Below are 22,141 nucleotides of genomic sequence, written 5' to 3' on the forward strand. Positions count from 1 at the left end.
GCGTCCCCGTAGGGACGGACGGAGGCACGCATGACAGGCACCCCGGCGCGCGACCACACCGCCGACGCGCCCGCGGCCACCGACCCCCGCGTCGCGCGCTCCGTGCCCGAGGGCCTCGACGAGTTCCAGCTGGTCGAGTACCGGCCCGAGTACCGCGTCGACCTCGAGCGGATCCGCTTCTCGCCGTACTTCTCGCGGCTGTCCGCCGTCACCCAGGTGATCTCGCAGTCGGGAGCGGGCCTCGCGGTCCACAACCGCCTCACGCACTCCGTCAAGGTGACCGCGGTCGCGCGCGCCATCGCCGTGTCCCTCGCGGGCGACTGGGGCGAGCGGGGCGCGCTCGTGCGCGACCTCGGCGGCTGCGACGCGGTCGTCGTGCAGGCGGCCGCGAGCGCGCACGACCTGGGCCACCCGCCGTTCGGGCACCTGGGGGAGCAGACCCTCGACCGCCTCGCGCGCGAGCGCTTCGGGCTCGAGGAGGGATTCGAGGGCAACGCGCAGACCTTCCGCATCCTCACCCGGCTCGACGAGTACGACCGCGCCGGCGCGGGCCTCAACCTCACGTCCGCGGTCCGCGCGGCCGTGCTCAAGTACCCGTGGCTGCGCGAGGAGGGCGACGGCTGGTCGCCGGGCCCATACACGCCGCGCGGCCTCGCGCCCCGGCGGCCGGGGGAGGGGGCGCGCAAGTTCTCCGCGTACACCCTCGACCTCGACGACATGGACGCCTCGCGGGCCGCGTTCCCCGTGATCGAGCCTCTCCAGCAGACCGTCGAGTGCTCCGTCATGGACATCGCCGACGACATCGCGTACTCGCTGCACGACCTCGACGACTTCTACCGCGCGGACCTGCTCAACCAGGCCGCCGTCTCCGCGGAGTTCCGCACGTGGATCCGCGACCGCGCCGCGCTCGCGCGGATCCCGCGCGAGGATCTGGTGCGCGCGCGCCGCACGCCCGGTCACGGGCTCGAGCTGCTGAGGCGCCGCCTGGTGAGCCACGACCCGTGGATCGCGGGGGACGATGCGTTCGGCGAGTCGGTCGCGCGCGTCGCCGACGAGGTGGTCGACGGGCTGCTGTCCGTGCCGTACGACGGCTCGCTCGCCGCCGACCGCACGCTCGCGGTCTTCATGGCCGGGTGGATCGCGCGCCTCCAGCACTCGATCCAGGTGACGCGCGACCCCGACGTGCGGTCGGGCCACGTGAGCCTCGACGCGGCCGCCTTCCACGACGTCGCGGTGCTGAAGTTCCTCCAGGAGCGCTTCGTGCTGCACCGCCCCGACCTCGCGGTGTACCAGCGCGGCCAGGCGAGCGTGATCGAGCGGCTCGTCACCAGCTTCGCGGCGTGGCTCGACGACGACGACGAGGTGCGCCGCGCGCCGCGCCGCCTGCTCGACCTGGTCGAGCTCGCCGCGGAGGACTACCTCAAGGTGCGCGACACCCGCCCCGAGCTCCTGCCCACCACGGACGCGCACGCGCTGCGCCGCTACGCGACCGGCCGCGGCATCATCGACTACGTCGCGTCCCTCACGGATGCGCAGGCCATGTCGGTCGCCAACCTCGTCTCGGGGGCGTCCGAGCGGCTGTGGGACGGGGGACAGGGGCTGTAGACGACGCCCGGCCGCGGTGACCCGAGGCCCGCCGGATCGGTAGCATCGTCCCGTACAACCGAACGTCCAAGGAGTGACCTGTGCCCAGCGTGAATGCGATGATCGACGGCGTCGAGCGAGAGCTCGAGGCGGGCACGACGGGCACCGACCTGTTCGGCGACCGCAAGGACGTCGTGGTGATGCGCGTGGACGGCGCCCTGTGGGACCTCGCCCGCGAGGTCCCCGCCGGCGCCTCCGTCGAGGCGGTCCCCACCTCCGACCCCGACGGCCTCATGGTGCTGCGCCACTCGACCGCGCACGTGCTCGCGCAGGCCGTGCAGCAGGTCAACCCCGACGCGAAGCTCGGCGTCGGCCCGCCGATCGAGAACGGCTTCTACTACGACTTCGACGTCGAGACGCCCTTCACCCCCGAGGACCTCAAGGCCCTCGAGAAGGCGATGCAGCGCATCGTCAAGGAGGGCCAGGCCTTCGTCCGCCGCGAGGTGACGCGCGAGGAGGCGCTCGCCGAGCTCGCGCACGAGCCCTTCAAGTGCGAGCTGCTCACGCACGACACCGAGGGCGCCGAGGGTGCCTCGGTGGAGATCGGCGAGGGCGAGATCACCATCTACGACAACGTCCGCCGCAACGGCGACCGCGCGTGGGGCGACCTGTGCCGCGGCCCGCACGTGCCGACGACCCGCGTGCTGCAGAACGGCTGGTCGCTCATGCGCTCCGCCGCCGCGTACTGGAAGGGCTCGGAGAAGAACCCGCAGCTCCAGCGCGTCTACGGCACCGCGTGGCCCTCGAAGGAGGAGCTCGTCGCGTACAAGGAGCGCCTCGCCGAGGCCGAGCGCCGCGACCACCGCAAGCTCGGCGCGGAGATGGACCTGTTCTCGTTCCCCGACGAGATCGGCTCGGGCCTCGCGGTCTTCCACCCCAAGGGCGGCGTGATCCGCATGGAGATGGAGGAGTACTCGCGCCGGCGCCACGTCGAGGAGGGGTACGAGTTCGTCTACACGCCCCACGCGACCAAGGGTCAGCTCTTCGAGGTCTCGGGCCACCTCGACTGGTACCGCGACGGCATGTACCCCCCGATGCACCTCGACGAGGAGCGCGACGCCGAGGGCAACGTCACCAAGCAGGGCCAGGACTACTACCTCAAGCCCATGAACTGCCCGATGCACAACCTCGTGTTCGACTCGCGCGGCCGCTCGTACCGCGAGCTCCCGCTGCGCCTGTTCGAGTTCGGCACCGTGTACCGCTACGAGAAGTCCGGCGTGGTCCACGGCATGACCCGTGCGCGCGGCTTCACGCAGGACGACGCCCACATCTACTGCACCCGCGAGCAGATGAAGGACGAGCTCACCAAGACCCTCGAGTTCGTGCTCGGCCTGCTCAAGGACTACGGCCTTGAGGACTTCTACCTCGAGCTGTCGACCAAGAACCCGGAGAAGTTCGTCGGCTCCGACGAGGTGTGGGACGAGGCCACCGAGACGCTGCGCGAGGTCGCCGTCGCCTCCGGCCTCGAGCTGGTCCCGGACCCGGGCGGCGCCGCGTTCTACGGCCCCAAGATCTCCGTGCAGACGCGCGACGCGATCGGCCGCACCTGGCAGATGTCGACCATCCAGCTCGACTTCAACCTGCCCGAGCGCTTCGAGCTCGAGTACACGGCGCCCGACGGCTCGCGTCAGCGCCCCGTCATGATCCACCGCGCGCTGTTCGGCTCGATCGAGCGCTTCTTCGCGATCCTCACCGAGCACTACGCGGGCGCCTTCCCGGTGTGGCTGGCCCCGGTCCAGGTGCGCGCGATCCCCGTCGCCGAGCCCTTCAACGACTACCTCGGCGAGGTGGTCGCGAAACTGCGCGCCGAGGGCATCCGCGCGGAGCTCGACGCCTCCGACGAGCGCTTCCCCAAGAAGATCCGCACCGCGTCGAAGGAGAAGATCCCCTTCACGCTCATCGCCGGCGGCGACGACGCGGACGCGAACGCCGTGTCGTTCCGCTACCGCGACGGCAGCCAGGACAACCAGGTCCCAGTCGACGAGGCCGTCCGCCGCATCGTCGAGGCCGTGCGCACGAAGGCGCAGGTCTGACGACGTGACGGAGGCCTTCGACGCGGAGACGATGGGAGGGGTCCCGGACGGCTTCGAGCGTCTGTGGACGCCGCATCGTCTCGCGTACGTCGAGGGCGAGAAGCCCGCGGACCGTCCCGCGGGCTGCCCGCTGTGCAAGAAGGCCGAGTCGGACGACCGCGAGCACCTCGTGGTGCACCGGGGCGAGCACTGCTACGTCGTGCTCAACCTCTACCCGTACAACCCGGGCCACCTCATGATCTGCCCGTACCGCCACTTCTCCTGGTACACCGAGTGCACCGACGCGGAGCGCGACGAGATGAGCGCCCTCACGCAGCGGGCCATGCGGGTGCTGAGCAAGGTCAGCGGACCGCAGGGCTACAACATCGGCATCAACCAGGGGGGTGCGGGCGGCGCCGGCATCTCGGGCCACCTGCACCAGCACGTGGTGCCGCGCTGGGAGGGGGACACCAACTTCCTCCCCATCGTGGCGCAGACCAAGGCCATCCCCCAGCTGCTCGACGACACGTGGCGCCGCATCGGCGACGGCTGGAGAGAGGACGACTGAATGCTCGGCAGGCTCCGGCCCTACATGGCCGCCCTGTGGCAGGCGCCCGCGCGCTTCCTGCTCGCCCGGGGGATCCACCCCAACGTCATGACGGTCATCGGCACGGTCGGTGTCGTGCTGGGCGCCGTGCTGTTCTTCCCGCACGGCGGCATCTGGCTGTTCTGGGGCACGCTGTTCATCACGTTCTTCGTGGTGACGGACATGCTCGACGGCACGATGGCGCGGCTGGGCGGCAAGAGCTCGCGGCTCGGCGCGTTCCTCGACTCGACCCTCGACCGCGTGGCGGACGCCGCGATCTTCGGCACGCTCACCTGGGTGTTCATCGACATCGACCGTCCCACCGCGCTGGGCGCGCTGCTGTGCCTCGCGATCGGCTCGCTCGTGCCGTACGCGCGCGCCAAGGCCGAGGGCATGGGCGTCGCCGCGAACTTCGGGCTCGCTGAGCGCTCCGACCGCCTGGTGATCTCGCTCGTCGCGACCGGCTTCTACGGGCTCGGGCTGTTCCCGCTGTGGGTCCTCACCGCGGCGCTGTGGATCCTCACGGTCCTCGCGGCGATCACGGTCGGCCAGCGCATCTGGGCCGTGGTGCGCCAGGCGCGCCGGCACCCCGAGTGGAACGCGCGCCTCGACGGCCAGCCCCAGCCGTACCCGCACGAATGAACGGATTCCTGCTCGCGTTCCGCGCCTCGCGCTACGCGCCCCGCTCGCTCACCCGCGCCCTCATCTGGACCGGCACCATGGTCCAGTGGGCGCGCCACGCCAAGCCCGCGCGCCGGCTCGAGGACAACCTCCACCGGGTGACCGGGCTGCAGGGGGCCGAGCTGCGCGCGCTGTCGCGCCGGGGCATGGCCTCGACCGCGCGCTACTACGCCGAGACGTTCGAGCTCGGGCGCATGTCGCCGCGGTCCGTCGACGCGCGCGTCCGCGTCGAGGACCCGCACGGCGCGCTGGCGAGGATCGCCGAGGACGGCCGCGCCGTCCTCGCGCTGTCGCACTCCGGCAACTGGGACCTCGTGGGCGCGTACGCGTGCCGCCACATCCTGCCCGTGGTGTCGGTCGCGGAGGTCCTCAAGCCCCGCGAGGTCTTCGACGAGTTCGTCGCGCTCCGCGAGAAGGTCGGCATGCGCATCCTCGGCCACGAGGGCGGATCGACGTTCCGCGAGCTCATCCGGATCGGCCGCAACGACCGCGCGATCGTCTGCCTGCTGGCCGACCGCGACCTGTCCGGCTCGGGCATCGAGGTCGAGATGTGGGGCCACGGCGTCAAGGTCGCGCCCGGACCGGCCGCGCTGTCCGCGGCCGTCGGCTCGCCGCTCATCCCGGTGCACGTCCACTACGAGCGGCTGCACGGCCGGCAGCGCCTGCGGGCCCGCTCGCGCTGGGGGACCGTGCTCCGCTTCGGACCCGTCACCGACCCCGCCGACGCGCCCGCCGACGACCGCGTCGGCCACCTCACGCGCGCGTGGGTACAGTTCATGAGCGAGTCCATCCGGGAGCATCCCGAGGACTGGCACATGCTGCAGCGGTTCGGATGGACGGAGACCCACGGGTGAGGATCGGCATCGTCTGCCCGTACTCGCTCGACCGGCCCGGCGGCGTCCAGCTCCACGTGCTCGACCTCGCCAAGGCGCTGATGGACCGGGGGCACGAGGTCTCCGTGCTCGCGCCTGCGGCCAAGGACACGCCCGTGCCCGCCTACGTGTCGAGCGCCGGCCGGTCCGTGCCCATCCGCTACAACGGCTCGACCGCGCGCCTCACGTTCGGCCTCATGGCCGCGAGCCGCGTGCGCGAGTGGCTCAAGCTGGGCCACTTCGACGTGGTGCACCTGCACGAGCCCGGCGCCCCCTCGCTCAGCGTCATCGCGATGTGGGCGCGCGTGGGCCCGACCGTCGCGACCTTCCACTCGTCCCAGTCCGAGTCCGTCGCGATGCGGCTCGGCAAGCCGTGGATCAAGCCCGGCTACGAGGAGCTCGACGCGCGCATCGCGGTGTCGCCCTCCGCGGCCGCCACCATCCGCGATCACCTGCGCGTCCAGGCGACCCACATCATCCCCAACGGCGTCGACACGTCCCGCTACGTGCGGGCGCGCTCCGACAAGCGCTGGGAGGGCACGCGCGAGGCGCCGACGATCGGCATCCTCGGACGCCTCGACGAGCCCCGCAAGGGCCTCGAGGACCTGCTCGCCGCGATCCCCGCCGTGCGCGCGCGCCACCCGCACGCCCGGTTCCTCGTGGCCGGCCGCTTCTCTGACCGCATCGCCGCGAAGGCCGCCCGCGCCGGCGCCGAGGTGGTGGGGGAGCTCGACGAGGACCAGAAGGCGCGCTTCATGGCCTCGGTCGACATCTACTGCGCCCCCAACACGGGAGGCGAGAGCTTCGGCATCGTCCTGGTCGAGGCGATGGCGGCGGGCGCCGCCGTCGTCGCCTCCGACCTCACGGCCTTCATGGACGTGTCGACGATCGCCGACGGCGGCCACGCGGCCGCGCACCACGCGGTGGGCGACCCGGCGTCGCTCGCCGCGCGCATCAACGAGCTGCTCGACGACCCCGCGGGTCGCGAGGAGCTGGCCGAGCGCGGACGCGAATGCGCGGCCGCCTTCGACTGGTCCAATGTCGCACCACGCGTCGAGGAGACGTACCGCGACGCCATTAGGATGGACGCCGAGTTCCATCCCCATCCGACGAAGGACGTCAGCACCCCATGACCACCACCGATGAGACCACGAAGCCCCAGGTAGGCACCGACCTTGTGAAGCGCGGCATGGCCGAGATGCTCAAGGGCGGCGTCATCATGGACGTGGTCACCCCCGAGCAGGCGAAGATCGCGGAGGACGCCGGCGCCGTCGCCGTCATGGCGCTCGAGCGCGTCCCCGCCGACATCCGCGCGCAGGGCGGCGTCTCCCGCATGAGCGACCCGGACATGATCCAGGGCATCATCGACGCCGTCTCGATCCCCGTCATGGCGAAGGCGCGCATCGGCCACTTCGTCGAGGCGCAGGTCCTCGAGAGCCTCGGCGTCGACTACATCGACGAGTCCGAGGTGCTCACCCCGGCCGACTACACGCACCACATCGACAAGTGGAACTACACCGTGCCGTTCGTGTGCGGCGCCACCAACCTGGGCGAGGCGCTGCGCCGCATCTCCGAGGGCGCGGCCATGATCCGCTCGAAGGGCGAGGCCGGCACCGGCGACGTGTCGAACGCCACCACCCACATGCGCAAGATCCGCGCCGAGATCAAGGCCCTCACGGCCCTGCCCGAGGACGAGCTGTACGTCGCGGCCAAGGAGCTCCAGGCGCCGCTGCCGCTCGTGCAGGAGATCGCCAAGACCGGCAAGCTGCCCGTCGTGCTCTTCACCGCGGGCGGCATCGCCACCCCGGCGGACGCCGCGATGATGATGCAGCTCGGCGCCGAGGGCGTCTTCGTGGGTTCCGGCATCTTCAAGTCGGGCGACCCCGCGACCCGCGCGAAGGCGATCGTCAAGGCGACCACCTTCTTCGACGACCCGGCGGTCATCGCGGACGTGTCGCGCGGCCTGGGCGAGGCGATGGTCGGCATCAACGTGGACGAGATCCCGGAGCCGCACCGCCTCGCCGAGCGCGGCTGGTAAGCACGGGCTGAGCCACGCACGTATGGGCGCCGCGTCGGGGGATCGCATCCACCGCCGCGGCGCCCGCGTGCTGCTCGTCTCCCACGCCGCCGGGGAGCCCCGGCTCCTGATGGTGCGCGGCCACGACCCGCACGATCCCGACCGCTTCTTCTGGTTCACCCCGGGCGGCGGGCTCGAGGAGGGGGAGACGATGCGCGCCGCCGCGGTCCGCGAGCTCGCCGAGGAGACGGGGCACGTCCTCGAGACCCACGAGCTGGTGGGGCCGGTGTGGCGCCGCACCGCGGTCTTCGACTTCGCGTCGCGGCCGTACACGCAGTTCGAGGAGATCTACGTCGGGCTGCACGTGCACGCCGAGCGGCGCGACCGCACGGCCGAGGAGTGGACCGAGATCGAGCTGGAGACCATCGACGAGGTGGCCTGGCTGACCGAGAGCGAGCTGCGGGAGTCGCCCATCGAGGTGTTCCCCGCGCAGCTCCGCGAGACCTGGGCGTGGTTCCTCGAATGGGACGGCGTCACGAGAGACCTGGGAGAGGTGGACGAATGAGCACCGTGGGCGTGCTGGCCCTGCAGGGCGACGTGCGGGAGCACCTGGCCGCGGCGACGCGCGTGGGGGCGACCGCGATCGGCGTGCGCCGCCTCGCGGAGCTCGAGTCCGTGGACGCGCTCATCATCCCCGGCGGCGAGTCGACGACGATCGACAAGCTGCTGCGGGCCTTCGACCTCTTCGCGCCGCTGAAGGAGCGCATCCACGCCGGGATGCCGGTGATGGGCTCGTGCGCCGGCATGATCATGCTCGCCACGGAGCTCGTCGGCGGGATCGAGGGCCAGCAGTCGCTCGCCGCGATCCCCATGACCGTGCGCCGCAACGCGTTCGGCCGCCAGGTCGACTCGGCCGAGACCGAGCTCGTGTGGGAGCCCGACGGCTCGCGCATGCATGCGACCTTCATCCGCGCGCCGTGGGTCGAGGCGTGCTCGCCGGAGGTGGAGGTGCTCGCGACCGCCGCCGGCCCCGACGGCACCCGCCATCCGGTGGCCGTACGCCACGGCTCCGCGATCGCGACGAGCTTCCACCCCGAGATCGCCGCGCCGGGCGCCGTGCCCGACGACCGCGTGCATAGGCTGCTGCTCGACCTGATCTAGGAACGGCGCGAGCCGCGCCTCAGCGCGGCCCGGCCGCCGCATCGTCCCTCTCCGCGGGCACTACACTGGATGGGATTCCAGACCGACTTTCGACGAGGAGCACACGTGTCCGGGCATTCCAAGTGGGCGACGACCAAGCACAAGAAGGCCGCGATCGACGCCAAGCGCGGCAAGCTGTTCGCCAAGCTCATCAAGAACATCGAGGTCGCGGCGCGCGTGGGCGGCGGCGACCCGGCCGGCAACCCGACGCTGTTCGACGCGATCCAGAAGGCCAAGAAGTCGTCCGTCCCGAACGACAACATCGACCGCGCCGTCAAGCGCGGCTCCGGTGAGGACGCGGACGGCGTCGACTACGAGACCATCATGTACGAGGGCTACGGCCCCGGAGGCGTCGCGGTCCTCATCGAGTGCCTCACCGACAACCGCAACCGTGCGGCCACCGAGGTCCGCGTGGGCCTCACCCGCAACAACGGCACGCTCGCGGACCCGGGCTCGGTGTCCTACCTGTTCTCGCGCAAGGGCCAGGTGATCGTCTCCAAGGAGGGCGACGTCTCCGAGGACGACCTCATGGAGGCGACCCTCGAGGCCGGCGCGGAGGAGATCAACGACCTCGGCGACGTCTTCGAGATCATCTCCGAGGCCACCGACTTCGTCGCGGTGCGCTCCGCCCTCCAGGAGGCGGGCATCGACTACGAGAGCGCGGAGGCCACCTTCATGCCCTCGATGAAGATCGAGCTCGACGTGGAGGGCGCCAAGAAGATGCTGCGCCTCATCGACGCCCTCGAGGACTCGGACGACGTCCAGAACGTGTGGGCGAACTTCGACGCGTCCGACGAGGTGCTCGAGGCCGCCCAGGCGTAACCCGGCGAACACGGCGGGGGGACGATGCGCATCCTGGGGATCGACCCGGGCCTGACCCGGTGCGGCCTCGGCATGGTCGAGTCCGGCGCGGCGCGCCGCGTCACGATGCTCGACGTCCGCGTCGCGACCTCCCCGTCCACGCTCGAGACGCCCGCGCGTCTCGCCCAGATCGCGACGGTCCTCGAGGCGATGCTCGACGAGCATGAGCCCGAGGCCGTCGCGATGGAGCGCATCTTCGCGCGCTCCGACGTGTCCACGATCATGGGCACCGCGCAGGTCTCCGGCGTGATCATGCTCGCCGCCGAGCGGCGCGGCCTGCCGCTCACCCTCTACACGCCGTCCGAGGTCAAGGCCGCCGTCACCGGCAACGGCCGCGCCGACAAGGCGCAGGTCACCACCATGGTGACGCGCCTGCTCGGGCTGGACGAGGCCCCGCGGCCGGCCGATGCGGCGGACGCCCTCGCGATCGCGATCGCCCACGCGTGGCGCGGCGCGGCGGCCCCCGTGGGCTCCGCGGCCACCACCCCCGCGCAGCGGCGGTGGGCCGAGGCGGAGAAGGCGGCGCGCCGCAGGGGATAGCGCGGCGCCGTGCCCGGTGGCCGGCCGCACGCGTCCCGCACGAGACACGCCCGCCCGGGCGCAGGGAGATGTCCCACCCATCCGCTAGCCTGTTCGCACAGGTGTTCGAAAGGGGAGCCGGGTGATCGCGCAGCTGTCGGGAACCGTCGCGCACGCGGGGGCCGCCTCGCTCGTGCTGGACGTCCAGGGCGTGGGGTACCGCGTCCTGTCGACGCCGGCCACGCTGGCGGAGCTCCGCACCGGTCTCGACGCCACGCTCCACACGCAGCTCGTGGTGCGCGAGGACTCGATGACGTTGTTCGGCTTCCTCACGTCGGGGGAGCGCGACATGTTCGAGCAGCTCCAGGGCGTCTCCGGCGTCGGCGCGAAGCTCGCCCTCGCGATGCTCGCCGTGCACTCGCCCGAGGCCCTCGCCGGCGCCGTCGCCGCCGGCGACCAGAAGGCGCTCACCAAGGTCCCCGGCATCGGCCCCAAGGTGGCCGCGCGGCTCCTGCTCGAGCTCGGCGGCAAGCTGGTGCTGCCGGACGATGCGCCGGGCGCCCCGGCGGCGGACGCGCGCGGCGAGGTCGTCGAGGCGCTCGTGGGCCTGGGCTACCCGGCCAAGCAGGCCCAGGCCGCGGTCGACGCCGTGGCCGAGGAGCCGCTCGCGCCGGGGGAGACCGCCGGTGCCCTGAGGGCCGCGCTCAAGCACCTGGGAGGCACGCGTGGATGACGAGCCCCGGGTGGTGAGCCCCGACGCGGACGCGATCGAGCGCTCCAACGAGGCCGCGCTGCGGCCCGTCAACCTCGACGAGTTCGTGGGCCAGCGCGTCGTGCGCGAGCAGCTCGGCCTCGTGCTGAGCGCCGCCACCGGCCGCGGGGCCCCGCCGGACCACGTGCTGCTGTCCGGCCCTCCGGGGCTCGGCAAGACCACGCTCGCGATGATCATCGCCGCGGAGCTCGGCTCGACGCTGCGCGTCACCTCGGGCCCCGCGATCCAGCACGCGGGCGACCTCGCGGCGATCCTGTCGTCGCTCGACGAGGGCGACGTGCTCTTCCTCGACGAGATCCACCGCCTCGCCCGCCCGGCCGAGGAGATGCTCTACCTCGCGATGGAGGACTTCCGCGTCGACGTCGTCGTCGGCAAGGGCGCGGGCGCGACGTCGATCCCGCTGAGCCTGCCGCCGTTCACCGTGGTGGGCGCCACCACGCGCGCAGGCCTCCTGCCGGCGCCCCTGCGCGATCGCTTCGGCTTCACGGGCCACCTCGACTTCTACGAGGACGACGAGCTCAAGGCGATCGTCGTCCGGTCCGCGGGCCGCCTGGGCCTGTCGATCACGCACGATGCGGCCCACGAGATCGCGTCCCGCTCGCGCGGCACCCCGCGCATCGCCAACCGCCTGCTCCGCCGCGTCCGCGACTGGGCCGAGGTGCACGGCGACGGCCGGGGCAACCTCGATGCGGCGCGCGAGGCGCTCACGGTCTACGAGGTCGACGAGCGCGGCCTCGACCGGCTCGACCGCGCGGTGCTCAAGGCGCTGTGCACGCGCTTCTCGGGCGGGCCCGTGGGCCTGTCGACGCTCGCCGTCACGGTGGGCGAGGAGATGGAGACCGTCGAGACCGTCGCGGAGCCGTTCCTCGTGCGCGAGGGCCTCATGAGCCGGACCCCGCGCGGCCGCATCGCGACCGCCGACGCCTGGCATCACCTGGGACTCACGCCCCCCGCGGACGCAGTCGGGGGCGAATCCGGCGGCCGTCTCTTCGACTGATTCGGCACGGGCGGACCTCGGGTGCCGCAAGCCTCGCTAGAATCGCTCGGGGCTCAAGCGAGCCGAGACCGTGAGGATTCCTGTGGCACGAGTGAAGAACGAGGCGCGACGAGCGCTCACCTGGCTGGGCGCGATCGTCGTCGGCCTCTACGCAGCATTGGCGATCGGAGTGGTGACCGGGGGCGCGTCGTGGACGCCGGCCCTCGCGCTCGACCTCGCCGGCGGACGCGAGATCGTGCTCGCGCCCACGCTCGCCGAGGGCAGCGACCAGCAGATCGACCAGGCCGACCTCGAGCAGGCCGTCGACATCATCCGTCGCCGCATCGACGCGTCCGGCGTCGCCGAGGCCGAGATCAGCACGCAGGGGCAGAACATCGTCGTCGCCCTGCCGGGCAACCCGTCCGAGGAGACGGTCGACCTCGTGCGCCAGAGCGCGCAGCTGCAGTTCCGGCCCGTGCTCGTGTCCGGCGCGCCCGGCGCCACCACGACCGACGAGTCCAGCGCGGACGCGTCCGCATCGGCCGAGCCCAGCGCCTCCGCCTCCGCCGAGGCCGATGCCACCGCCTCCGCGGACGCCTCGACCGAGCCCGCCGAGGGCACCGACGCCTCGTCCCTCGACTGGGTGACCGACGAGGTCCAGGCGAAGTACGACGCGCTCGACTGCACCGACCCCGAGAACCTCTCGGGCGTCACGCCGGGCGACCCGACCAAGGCCGACGTCGCGTGCGACCAGGACGGCTTCGCCAAGTACATCCTCGGCCCGGTCGAGATGGACGGCACCGACGTCGACACCGCGACCTCCGGCCCCGAGTACAACTCGACCGGCACGCTCACCGGCCGCTACGAGGTGCGCCTCGAGCTCACCAACGACGGCGGCAAGAAGTTCGCCGACATCACCGGCCGCATCAAGGACCTCGAGTCGCCGCGCGACCAGTTCGCGATGGTGCTCGACGGCGTCGTGATCTCCGCGCCCAGCGTCTCGACCTCCATCACCGGCGGCCAGGCGTCGATCACCGGCTCGTTCACCCAGGAGAGCGCGCAGCAGCTGGCCAACCAGCTGAAGTTCGGCGCCCTGCCCCTCACGCTCGAGGTGCAGTCCGAGCAGCAGATCTCCGCGACGCTCGGCGCCGACCAGCTCCAGAAGGGCCTCATCGCCGGCGCGATCGGCCTCCTCCTGGTGGTCGTCTACTCGCTGATCCAGTACCGCGCGCTCGGCCTCGTCACGGTCGGCTCGCTCGCGATCGCCGGCGCGATCACGTACGTGCTCATCGCGCTGCTGTCGTGGACGATCGGCTACCGCCTGTCGCTCGCCGGTGTCGCGGGTCTGATCGTCGCGATCGGTGTGACGGCGGACTCGTTCATCGTCTACTTCGAGCGCGTGAGGGACGAGCTGCGCGAGGGCCGCTCGCTCCAGGCCGCGATCGACCACGGCTGGCGCCGCGCGCGCCGAACGATCCTGGCCTCGGACGCGATCAACATCCTCGCCGCGGTCGTGCTCTACATGCTCGCGGTGGGCGGCGTGCGCGGCTTCGCGTTCACGCTGGGTCTGACCACGCTGGTCGACATCCTCGTGGTGTTCCTCTTCACCCACCCGATCCTCATGCTCCTGAGCAAGCGCCCGTTCTTCGCGCGCGGCCACAAGTGGTCGGGCCTCGACCCGCGCCAGCTCGGACGCGACACGATGTACAAGGGCCGCGGCCGCATCGTCACCGGCCAGCCCACCCTCGCCGAGCGCAAGGCGGCCGCCGCCGGCATCGGCGCCGCCTCGGCTCCGGCCGCGGACGAGACCCGCCCCGAGGGGGAGGAGAACTGATGAAGCTCAACCTGGCCCAGTGGGGCAACAAGCTGCACTCGGGGGAGAAGACCTACCCGATCGTCCAGCAGCGCAAGCGCTGGTTCATCGTCTCGGGCGTGCTCGTCGCGCTGTCGCTGCTGCTGCTCTTCACCAAGGGGCTCAACCCGGGCATCGACTTCGTCGGCGGCACCGAGTTCCGCGTCACCGACACGGCCGTCACGGAGCCCGCCGAGGCGCAGGACGTGGTCGCGGAGCTGGCGCCCGAGGCCACGGCCCGCGTCACGATCCTCGGCGACAGCGATGTCCGCATCCAGATCGGCGTGGTCGACACGCAGACCGCGCGCGACATCACCACGGCCCTCGCGGACGCGTACGACGTCCCCGAGGAGCAGGTGAGCTTCACGCAGATCGGCCCCACGTGGGGCGCGTCCGTGGGCAAGGCCGCCGTCACCAGCCTCATCGTGTTCCTCGTCCTCGTGACGATCGTGATGTCGCTGTACTTCCGCGCCTGGCGCATGGCCGTCGCGGCGCTCGTCGCGCTGGCGCACGACCTCATCATCACGGCGGGCGTGTACGCGCTGGTCGGCTTCGAGGTGACTCCCGCGTCGGTGATCGGCTTCCTCACGATCCTCGGCTACTCGCTCTACGACACGGTCGTGGTCTTCGACAAGATCCGCGAGAACACCGCGAACCTCACCGCGCAGCACCGCTACACGTACGACGAGCTCGCGAACCTGGGCCTCAACCAGACCCTCGTGCGCTCGATCAACACGTCCGTGGTCGCCCTGCTGCCCGTGAGCGCGATCCTCTTCATCGGCTCGTTCCTCCTCGGCGCGGGCACGCTCAAGGACATCTCGCTCGCGCTGTTCGTCGGCATGGCGGTCGGCACGTACTCGTCGATCTTCGTGGCCACGCCGGTCGAGGTGCAGCTGCGCGACAACGAGCAGCGCATCAAGGACCACACCGCGAAGGTGCTCGAGCTGCGGGCCGCCGGCGACACCGACGTGGCGATCTCCGCGACCGGCGACGTGCGCGTCGGCGCGGTCGACAAGGGCCGCCACCAGGGCGCCGCGGCGCAGCCCAAGCGCAAGAACCGCAAGGCCTGATCAGGGGCCTCCGGCGAGGGGGACGATGCGGTGACCGCCGCATCGTCCCCTTCGTCGTCTTTGGGGGCGTGTCGGTGGGCGGGGCCGCCCGGATAGACTGTCCGTCTACCAGCCTCGGAGGTGCGCGTGACTGAGACCCGTCCCTCGACCGGGACGCTCGGGCTCGGGTTCCTCCGCCGGGGGAGCCGGGAGTCGAGCGCGATCGACGGCGTGCTCGACACGTACCGGCGCATGTACCCGCGCGGACGGACCGGCCTCATCGAGCGCGCCTACCGCGTGGCCGAGGAGGCCCACCGCGGCCAGCAGCGCAAGAGCGGCGAGCCCTACATCACGCACCCCATCGCGGTCGCGCAGATCATCGCGGACCTCGGCATGCCCGACTCGGTCATCGCCGCGGCGCTGCTGCACGACGTGGTCGAGGACACCGAGTACCCGCTCGAGCGGATGGAGCAGGAGTTCGGCGACGAGGTCGCGATGATCGTCGACGGCGTCACCAAGCTCGACAAGGTCAAGTACGGCGACGCCGCGCAGGCCGAGACGGTCCGCAAGATGGTCGTCGCGATGGCCAAGGACATCCGCGTTCTCCTGCTCAAGCTGTGCGACCGCCTCCACAACGCCCGCACGTGGAAGTACGTGGCGCCGGAGTCCGCGCGCCGGAAGGCGCAGGAGACGCTCGAGATCTACGCGCCGCTCGCGCACCGCATGGGACTCAACGCGATCAAGTGGGAGCTCGAGGACCTCAGCTTCCAGACGCTGTACCCGAAGATCTACCAGGAGATCGTCGACGTCGTCACGGAGCGGGCGCCCGAGCGCGAGAAGTACCTCGCGCAGGTCCGCGCGGAGATCGAGAAGGACCTCCGCCAGATGAAGATCAAGGCGGAGATCACCGGCCGCCCCAAGCACTACTACTCGGTGTACCAGAAGATGATCGTCCGGGGCCGCGACCTCAACGACATCTACGACCTCGTCGGCATCCGCATCCTCGTCGAGACGGTGCGCGACTGCTACGCGGTCCTGGGCGCGATGCACGCCCGCTACCAGCCCGTCCCGGGCCGGTTCAAGGACTACATCGCGATGCCCAAGTTCAACCTCTACCAGTCGCTGCACACGACGGTGATCGGGCCGACGGGCAAGCCGGTCGAGCTGCAGATCCGCACGTACGACATGCACCGCCGCGCCGAGTACGGCCTCGCGGCGCACTGGCGCTACAAGGAGACGGCGAAGACCGGGCAGCCGTCCAAGGGCGGCGAGATGGGCTGGCTGCGTCAGATCGCCGACTGGCAGCAGGAGACCGCCGACCCGACCGAGTTCCTCGACAGCCTGCGCGGCGAGATCTCCAAAGCCGAGGTGTACGTCTTCACGCCGCGCGGCAAGCTGCTGTCGCTGCCGCAGGGCGCCACGCCCGTGGACTTCGCGTACGCGGTCCACACCGAGGTGGGCCACAAGACCATCGGCGCCAAGGTCAACGGGCGCCTCGTGCCGCTCGACTCCACGCTCGAGAACGGCGACACCGTCGAGGTGCTCACCACGTCGGACGAGAACGCGCATCCCAAGCGCGACTGGCTCGAGTTCGTGCAGTCCACCCGCGCGCGCAACAAGATCCGGCAGTGGTTCACGCGCGAGCGCCGCGAGGAGTCGATCGAGACCGGCCGCGACATGCTCGCTCGCGCGATCCGCCGCCAGCAGCTGCCGATGCAGCGCCTCATGAGCCGTCCCACGCTCCTCGCCCTCGCGAAGGAGATGCACTACGACGACGTCGACGCGCTCTACGCGGCCATCGGCGAGCACAAGGAGCAGGCGGCCGACGTCGTCGCGCGCATGACCGAGGCCGTCGGCGGCCAGGAGGGCGCGGACGAGGACCTCACCGAGATCACCCGCCCCGGGCTGCCCGCCGCGCGTCCGGCCCGCCGCGGCGACCCGGGCGTGTCCGTGCACGGCCTCACCGACGTCGTCGTCAAGCTCGCGCGCTGCTGCACCCCGGTGCCGGGCGACCCGATCCAGGGCTTCATCACCCGCGGCTCGGGCGTCTCCGTCCACCGCGCCGACTGCGACAACCTCGCGCAGCTGCACAACCAGAGCGAGCGCCTCATCGACGTCGAGTGGACCGGCCACAGCGCGGGCACGTTCCTCGTCCAGATCGAGGTCGAGGCGCTCGACCGCAACCGGCTGCTGTCCGACGTCACCCAGGTGCTGTCCGACCACCACGTCAACATCCTGTCCGCCAACGTGTCGACCACCCGCGAGCGGGTCGCGATGTCGAGCTTCCAGTTCGAGATGGCCGACCCCTCGCACCTCGGCGCGATCCTGTCCGCCGTGCGCCGCATCGACGGCGTCTACGACGCGCGCCGCGTCACCGGGGCGAAGCGGCCGTAGCCGGGGCGGGCGCCGCCACCTCGACGACCGCCGCCACCAGGGACGCCAGCCGCGCGTAGCCGCCGCCCGTGGCCGAGTCGTGCGCGAGCGCGTCCGCGAGCCCGCCCGGGCCGATGCGTCCCGCGGCGACCGCGCCGCAAACCGCCGCGAGCGCCTCGGCGGGCGGCTCCCACCGGAGCGCGTCGAGGCAGGCCCGCGCCGGGGGAGCGAGCGCGAGCCCGCCCTCGACCCGCACGCCCAGCCGCGCCGTGGCGCCCGAGTGCAGTGCGACCTCCGTGCCCGGGGGCCGGTAGAGACCCCGCAGCCCGACCGCGTGCCACTCGACCGGTGCATCGTCCACCCACCCGTGCACCCACAGCGCCGCGATCCCCGTGAGGACCACGTGGGACGGGACCCGGGGCGCCGCCGCGAGGGCGCGCAGGCCGGGGGAGTCGGGCACGTCCCGTGGCCGCGCCGCCCCGGGCCCGTGCGGCGCGACGATGCGCTGGCGGGAGAGGCGCGCGAAGGCGGGCCGGCCCACGTCCTCGGCGCGCAGCAGGATCACGGCTCCAGCGTCGCGCGCGGGCGCGTGCCCGGCCAGCCCCTGTGGACGGCGCCCCACCCGGCCGCGTGTACCTCTCCACGCCGGGCCACGCGCCGGGCGGCGGATCCGGGCATGGGGGCGTTCACTTCCGCCGTCCCGTGTGGAGCAGCGACCGGCGCGCGTGGAGAGGTCACCGCGACGAACGAAGCGAAGGGCCCCGCCACCTCGCGGTGACGGGGCCCCTCGGGACGATGCGGCGGCTAGGCCAGTCCCTCGATCTGCTTCAGCCACGCGTTGCGGGCGGCCAGCGACTCCTCGAGCTTCTTGGTGTTCTTGCCGGCGGCCTTCGCCTCGTCGATCTCGTCCTCGAGGGCGGAGATCGCCGAGTGCAGCTGCGCGGCGGCGCCCGAGGCGCGCGCCTCGAGCTCCGGGTTGCGCGAGTTCCACGCGGCGTCCTCGGCGTCGCGGACGGCCTTCTCGACCGCCGCCATGCGCTTGGACAGGCGCGCGATGTCGGCGCGCGGCACGCGGCCGGCGGCCTCGAAGCGGTCCTGGATCGGACGCAGCGCCTGCTTGGTCGCGGCGAGGTCCTTGATCGGCAGGAGCGCCTCGGCCTCGACGACCGCGGCCTCCTTCGCCTCGACGTTGCCCGACAGGGCCTCGTCCTCGGCGTCGGCGGCACCGCGGCGCGCCTCGAAGAACGAGTCCTGCGCGGCCTGGAACCTCTTCCACAGCGCGTCGTCGACCGAGCGGCGTCCGCGGCCGGCGTTGCGCCACTCGTTCATGAGGTCGCGGAAGCCGCGGGCACCGTGGTCCCAGTCGGTGGTCTGCGCGAGCGCCTCGGCGCGGGCCACCAGGTCCTCCTTGCGCGTCGCGACGTCCGCGTTGGAGCGGTCGAGCTCGGCGAAGTGGTGCTTGCGGGCCTTCTCGAAGGCCGAGCGGGCGTGCGTGAAGCGCGTCCACAGGGCACGCTCGACGTCCTTGGGGATGCGGGCGCCGGAGCGCTGCGCCTCCTTCCACTGGTCGAGCAGGCCGCGCAGCGTCGCGGTGTCGTTCTTCCAGTGGACCTTGTCCTCGGGCTTGGCCGCGAGGGCCTCGGCGGTCGAGACGATCTCCTCGCGGGTCGCGATGGCGGCCTCGCGGGCGACGCGACGCTCCTCGTGGATGCGGGTGCGGGTCTCCTCGGCCTCGGCCTTGACCGCGGCGTAGCGCTCGCCCAGCGTGTCGAGGTCGCCCACGACGCTCGGGGGAGCGAGCACGGCCTCGATGGTCGCGATCGACTCGTCGATGTCCTTGGGGGACAGCTCGGCGGAGGCGAGGCGCGCGTGGAAGCGCTCGACGGCGGCCTCCAGCTCGAAGAACGCGTGCGCGTAGGCCTTGAGCGCCTCGTCGTCGTCGGCCGGGCCGACCTCGACGCGCTCCTCCGCCACGATGACGAACGCCTTCCCGTCCTCGACGAGCCCGTGCGCGAGCGCCTCCTCGAAGCGCTCCTCGGGCACCTCGGCGGCGACCGGCACGGCGACCACGGTGTGCGTGGTCTGCTTCGCGACGGCGGCGGGCGAGGGGGCCTTGAACGCGCCGGGCTTCGGGGCCTTCGGCTTCGGCGCCTTGGGCGCCTTAGGCTTCTCGGCCTTCGGCTCGGCGGGCGCCTCCGCGGCGGGAGCCTCGACGGGCTCCTCGGCAGCAGCAGGCTCCTCGGCAGCAGCCTCGGCGGGGGCGTCCTCGGCGACGGGCTCCTCGGCGGGGGCGTCCTCGGCGACGGGCTCCTCGGCGGGAGCCTCCTCGGCTGCCGGCGCCTCCTCAGCTACGGGCGCCTCCTCGGCCGGGGACTCCGCGGCGGGCGCGGACTCCTCGGTCACGGCCTCGGCCGCGGGCTCGGGGGTGGACTGGGACGGGGCCTCGGCGGCCTCGGTCTTCGACGACTGGGCGTCGGGCGACTCGGTCATGAGACGGATACCTCGTTCACGATGAGAGAGATGGCCGGCGAACCGTCGGGGTCCCCGGTGATGGTGCCTCCTTCGGCAACACGGTCCACACTAGCGTTCCCGGACACCACCTGGCCGAGCACGGTGTATCCGCCGGCGGCGTCCGACGGGATGGTGGAGTCCTGGTACACGATGAAGAACTGGCTGCCCATCGACTCCCCGTCGCCGCCCACGCGCGCCATCGCGACGGTGCCCGCGGGGTAGAAGTCGTCCTCGGGAGCGTTCTCCACCGGACCGAAGCGGTAGCCGGGACCGCCGGATCCCGTGCCGGTCGGGTCGCCGCACTGGAGCACGAAGATGCCCGCGGTGGTGAGGCGGTGGCAGCCGGTGCCGTCGAAGTAGCCGTCCCCGGCCAGCGCGAGGAAGCTGGCGACGGCCTGCGGCGCGGCCTCGCCGTCGAGCTCGATCTCGATGTCGCCCTGGTTGGTGGCGAGGGTCGCGGTCCACGTGCGGTCCTCGGCGTAGGACGGGTCCGGCGGCTCGGGGGAGACGGCCCAGCCCGACTCGAGCGTCACCTCGTCGTCCGCGCTGGACGATGCGGTGGCGTCGGTGGTCGACGCGGCCGCCTTGGCCTGGCTGTTGTCGTGCATCGCGATGAGCAGCACCGCGAGCCCGCCGCCGAGCAGCAGCGCCCCGGCCGTGATGAGCGCGGTGATGCGGATGATGCGCTCCCGGTGCCGGCGCTTGGCCGCCGCGCGCGCCTCGTACGCCTGCTGCTTCTTGCGGGCCTGCGCCCGCGCCTGCTTGCTTGTACTCATCGAGCCTTCCCGTGCCGCGGATGTGCCAGGTCAGTCTAGGTGGGGACGATGCGGAACAATGGCGGGCATGGCACGCGTGCAACCCCTCTCCGGATTCCCCGAATGGTCCCCGCAGGAGCGCCTCGTCGAGGCGCACGTCCTCGGCACCCTGCGCGAGGTCTTCGCCCTCCATGGCTTCGGCGAGATCGAGACGCGCGCGGTCGAACCGGTCGAGCGGCTCGCGGGCGACTCGGAGGCCTCGAAGGAGATCTACGCGATCGGCCGCCTCAACGCGGACGAGCAGGCGGGACGCGAGGCCAAGCTCGGCCTCCACTTCGACCTCACGGTGCCGTTCGCGCGCTACGTCGAGGAGAACCAGGGCCGCCTGCAGTTCCCGTTCCGTCGCTTCCAGATCCAGAAGGTGTGGCGCGGCGAGCGTCCGCAGGAGGGCCGCTTCCGCGAGTTCTACCAGGCGGACATCGACGTCGTGGGCCGGGACACCCTGCCCGAGCACCTCGAGGCCGAGGTCGCGATCGTCATGGCCCGCGCGCTGCGCGCGCTGCCGCTGCCGGCCGCCCGCATGCACCTCAACAACCGCGGGCTGGTCGAGGGCTTCTACCGCGGCGTCGGCATCGTCGACGTCGCGGGGGCGCTGCGCAGCGTCGACAAGCTCGACAAGATCGGCCCCGACGGCGTCGCCGACGAGCTCCACGCCAAGGGCGTGAGCCCCGAGGCCGTCCACGCGATCCTCGAGCTCGCCGCGATCCAGACGCCCGACGGCTCGTTCGTCGACCTCGTCGAGGCGCTGTGGGACCACTCGCCGATCGTCGACGGTGCGGACGACGCCCGCGAGCAGTTCGACCGCGGCGCGCGCTCGCTCGCGACGCTCGTCGACGCGGTCAACGCGGCCGTCCCGGAGACCGCGATCGCGGACCTGCGCATCGCGCGCGGCCTCGACTACTACACGGGCGCCGTCTACGAGACGGTGCTCGACGGCCACGAGGACCTCGGGTCGATCTGTTCGGGTGGCCGCTACGACTCGCTCGTCGCCGGCGGCGGCTTCCCGGGCGTGGGCATGTCGATCGGCGTGAGCCGCCTCGTCAGCCGCATGCTCGGCGCGGGCCTCGCGACCGCGAGCCGCGCCGTGCCCCAGGCCGTCCTCGTCGCCGTCACGGACGAGGAGCACCGCGGCGCCTCGTCCGCCATCGCCGACCGCCTGCGCGCCCGCGGCATCGCGTGCGAGGTGTCGCCCAACGCCGCCAAGTTCGGCAAGCAGATCCAGTACGCCGACCGCCGCGGCATCCCGTTCGTGTGGTTCCCTGCGGCCGGCGACGGCACGTCGCCCGACGGCGAGGTCAAGGACATCCGCTCGGGCGAGCAGGTGCCCGCGGACGCCGACGCCTGGGCACCCCCGACCGAGGACCTGAAGCCGCGCATCGTCCGCGGCTAGACTGAGACCCG

Annotated in this window: 20 protein-coding genes; 17 read left to right on the forward strand and 3 right to left on the reverse strand. The window is 72.2% G+C overall.

The annotated features are described in order from the left end of the window. Nucleotides 1-30: 30 nt before the first annotated feature. The 16 genes from AOM07_RS04700 to AOM07_RS04775 all read left to right on the forward strand — a co-directional run bounded on the left by AOM07_RS04700 (nucleotide 31) and on the right by AOM07_RS04775 (nucleotide 17,435). Nucleotides 31-1,605 (forward strand): deoxyguanosinetriphosphate triphosphohydrolase family protein, encoded by a 1,575-nt coding sequence (locus tag AOM07_RS04700; RefSeq protein WP_062311638.1) that lies wholly within the window; start codon nucleotides 31-33, stop codon nucleotides 1,603-1,605. 98 nt (nucleotides 1,606-1,703) lie between these two features. Continuing rightward, nucleotides 1,704-3,677, forward strand: a complete 1,974-nt coding sequence (gene thrS / locus AOM07_RS04705; protein WP_062311639.1) for a threonine--tRNA ligase — start codon at nucleotides 1,704-1,706, stop codon at nucleotides 3,675-3,677. Between the two features lie 4 nt (nucleotides 3,678-3,681). Next, nucleotides 3,682-4,224 (forward strand): HIT family protein, encoded by a 543-nt coding sequence (locus AOM07_RS04710; RefSeq protein ID WP_062311640.1) that lies wholly within the window; start codon nucleotides 3,682-3,684, stop codon nucleotides 4,222-4,224. Then, a complete protein-coding gene (gene pgsA / locus AOM07_RS04715) occupies nucleotides 4,225-4,884 on the forward strand; it encodes a phosphatidylinositol phosphate synthase (protein ID WP_062311641.1) in 660 nt (219 codons plus the stop codon). After that, nucleotides 4,881-5,777, forward strand: a complete 897-nt coding sequence (locus AOM07_RS04720) for a phosphatidylinositol mannoside acyltransferase (RefSeq protein ID WP_062311642.1) — start codon at nucleotides 4,881-4,883, stop codon at nucleotides 5,775-5,777. Before pgsA ends, AOM07_RS04720 begins: the two co-directional genes overlap by 4 nt. Continuing rightward, nucleotides 5,774-6,928, forward strand: coding sequence for a glycosyltransferase family 4 protein (locus AOM07_RS04725; protein ID WP_062311643.1), 1,155 nt, complete (start codon nucleotides 5,774-5,776; stop codon nucleotides 6,926-6,928). The genes AOM07_RS04720 and AOM07_RS04725 overlap by 4 nt, the downstream gene beginning before the upstream one ends. Beyond that, nucleotides 6,925-7,833, forward strand: coding sequence for a pyridoxal 5'-phosphate synthase lyase subunit PdxS (pdxS, locus tag AOM07_RS04730; RefSeq protein ID WP_062295511.1), 909 nt, complete (start codon nucleotides 6,925-6,927; stop codon nucleotides 7,831-7,833). Before AOM07_RS04725 ends, pdxS begins: the two co-directional genes overlap by 4 nt. A gap of 22 nt (nucleotides 7,834-7,855) precedes the next feature. Then, a complete protein-coding gene (locus AOM07_RS04735) occupies nucleotides 7,856-8,377 on the forward strand; it encodes an NUDIX hydrolase (RefSeq protein WP_062311644.1) in 522 nt (173 codons plus the stop codon). Beyond that, nucleotides 8,374-8,973, forward strand: a complete 600-nt coding sequence (pdxT, locus tag AOM07_RS04740; protein WP_156171794.1) for a pyridoxal 5'-phosphate synthase glutaminase subunit PdxT — start codon at nucleotides 8,374-8,376, stop codon at nucleotides 8,971-8,973. The genes AOM07_RS04735 and pdxT overlap by 4 nt, the downstream gene beginning before the upstream one ends. A gap of 105 nt (nucleotides 8,974-9,078) precedes the next feature. Next, a complete protein-coding gene (locus AOM07_RS04745) occupies nucleotides 9,079-9,834 on the forward strand; it encodes a YebC/PmpR family DNA-binding transcriptional regulator (protein ID WP_062311645.1) in 756 nt (251 codons plus the stop codon). A gap of 24 nt (nucleotides 9,835-9,858) precedes the next feature. After that, nucleotides 9,859-10,413: a crossover junction endodeoxyribonuclease RuvC gene (ruvC, locus tag AOM07_RS04750; RefSeq protein WP_062311646.1), complete on the forward strand. Its 555-nt coding sequence runs from the start codon at nucleotides 9,859-9,861 to the stop codon at nucleotides 10,411-10,413. 121 nt (nucleotides 10,414-10,534) lie between these two features. Beyond that, nucleotides 10,535-11,125, forward strand: coding sequence for a Holliday junction branch migration protein RuvA (gene ruvA, locus AOM07_RS04755; RefSeq protein WP_062311647.1), 591 nt, complete (start codon nucleotides 10,535-10,537; stop codon nucleotides 11,123-11,125). Continuing rightward, nucleotides 11,118-12,161 carry a Holliday junction branch migration DNA helicase RuvB gene (ruvB, locus tag AOM07_RS04760; RefSeq protein ID WP_062311648.1) on the forward strand — a complete coding sequence of 348 codons (1,044 nt, stop codon included), beginning with the start codon at nucleotides 11,118-11,120 and terminating at the stop codon, nucleotides 12,159-12,161. Before ruvA ends, ruvB begins: the two co-directional genes overlap by 8 nt. A gap of 82 nt (nucleotides 12,162-12,243) precedes the next feature. Then, nucleotides 12,244-13,974, forward strand: coding sequence for a protein translocase subunit SecD (secD, locus tag AOM07_RS04765; protein WP_228374381.1), 1,731 nt, complete (start codon nucleotides 12,244-12,246; stop codon nucleotides 13,972-13,974). Then, nucleotides 13,974-15,062 (forward strand): protein translocase subunit SecF, encoded by a 1,089-nt coding sequence (gene secF / locus AOM07_RS04770; protein ID WP_062311649.1) that lies wholly within the window; start codon nucleotides 13,974-13,976, stop codon nucleotides 15,060-15,062. The genes secD and secF overlap by 1 nt, the downstream gene beginning before the upstream one ends. Before the next feature lie 126 nt (nucleotides 15,063-15,188). Further along, nucleotides 15,189-17,435 (forward strand): RelA/SpoT family protein, encoded by a 2,247-nt coding sequence (locus tag AOM07_RS04775; RefSeq protein ID WP_062311650.1) that lies wholly within the window; start codon nucleotides 15,189-15,191, stop codon nucleotides 17,433-17,435. Here AOM07_RS04775 and AOM07_RS04780 read toward each other — a convergent pair. The 3 genes from AOM07_RS04780 to AOM07_RS04790 form a co-directional block, all read right to left on the reverse strand. Continuing rightward, the gene (locus AOM07_RS04780) at nucleotides 17,413-17,979 is read right to left on the reverse strand and encodes a hypothetical protein (protein ID WP_062311651.1); all 567 of its coding nucleotides are present in this window, start codon (nucleotides 17,977-17,979) and stop codon (nucleotides 17,413-17,415) included. The genes AOM07_RS04775 and AOM07_RS04780 overlap by 23 nt on opposite strands. 239 nt (nucleotides 17,980-18,218) lie before the next feature. Next, on the reverse strand, nucleotides 18,219-19,904 hold the full coding sequence (locus AOM07_RS04785) for a DUF349 domain-containing protein (RefSeq protein WP_062311652.1): 1,686 nt from the start codon (nucleotides 19,902-19,904) through the stop codon (nucleotides 18,219-18,221). Next, nucleotides 19,901-20,701: a peptidylprolyl isomerase gene (locus AOM07_RS04790; RefSeq protein WP_062311653.1), complete on the reverse strand. Its 801-nt coding sequence runs from the start codon at nucleotides 20,699-20,701 to the stop codon at nucleotides 19,901-19,903. The genes AOM07_RS04785 and AOM07_RS04790 overlap by 4 nt, the downstream gene beginning before the upstream one ends. 67 nt (nucleotides 20,702-20,768) lie before the next feature. On the opposite strand from AOM07_RS04790, the gene hisS reads away from it, so the two are divergent. Continuing rightward, nucleotides 20,769-22,130: a histidine--tRNA ligase gene (gene hisS, locus AOM07_RS04795; protein WP_062311927.1), complete on the forward strand. Its 1,362-nt coding sequence runs from the start codon at nucleotides 20,769-20,771 to the stop codon at nucleotides 22,128-22,130. The last annotated feature ends 11 nt before the right edge of the window (nucleotides 22,131-22,141 follow it).

It is taken from the genome of Demequina rhizosphaerae (assembly GCF_000971255.1).
In the GTDB taxonomy this organism is placed as follows: domain Bacteria; phylum Actinomycetota; class Actinomycetes; order Actinomycetales; family Demequinaceae; genus Demequina; species Demequina rhizosphaerae.

What these genes read in the sequence shown, in the direction of transcription:
- AOM07_RS04720 (WP_062311642.1), top strand. Translation starts at nt 4,881, where the DNA reads ATGAACGGATTCCTGCTCGCGTTCCGCGCCTCGCGCTACGCGCCCCGC.
- AOM07_RS04790 (WP_062311653.1), bottom strand. Translation starts at nt 20,701, where the DNA reads ATGAGTACAAGCAAGCAGGCGCGGGCGCAGGCCCGCAAGAAGCAGCAG.
- pgsA (WP_062311641.1), top strand. Translation starts at nt 4,225, where the DNA reads ATGCTCGGCAGGCTCCGGCCCTACATGGCCGCCCTGTGGCAGGCGCCC.
- AOM07_RS04785 (WP_062311652.1), bottom strand. Translation starts at nt 19,904, where the DNA reads ATGACCGAGTCGCCCGACGCCCAGTCGTCGAAGACCGAGGCCGCCGAG.
- hisS (WP_062311927.1), top strand. Translation starts at nt 20,769, where the DNA reads ATGGCACGCGTGCAACCCCTCTCCGGATTCCCCGAATGGTCCCCGCAG.
- pdxS (WP_062295511.1), top strand. Translation starts at nt 6,925, where the DNA reads ATGACCACCACCGATGAGACCACGAAGCCCCAGGTAGGCACCGACCTT.
- AOM07_RS04700 (WP_062311638.1), top strand. Translation starts at nt 31, where the DNA reads ATGACAGGCACCCCGGCGCGCGACCACACCGCCGACGCGCCCGCGGCC.
- pdxT (WP_156171794.1), top strand. Translation starts at nt 8,374, where the DNA reads ATGAGCACCGTGGGCGTGCTGGCCCTGCAGGGCGACGTGCGGGAGCAC.
- AOM07_RS04735 (WP_062311644.1), top strand. Translation starts at nt 7,856, where the DNA reads ATGGGCGCCGCGTCGGGGGATCGCATCCACCGCCGCGGCGCCCGCGTG.
- secF (WP_062311649.1), top strand. Translation starts at nt 13,974, where the DNA reads ATGAAGCTCAACCTGGCCCAGTGGGGCAACAAGCTGCACTCGGGGGAG.
- ruvC (WP_062311646.1), top strand. Translation starts at nt 9,859, where the DNA reads ATGCGCATCCTGGGGATCGACCCGGGCCTGACCCGGTGCGGCCTCGGC.
- thrS (WP_062311639.1), top strand. Translation starts at nt 1,704, where the DNA reads ATGATCGACGGCGTCGAGCGAGAGCTCGAGGCGGGCACGACGGGCACC.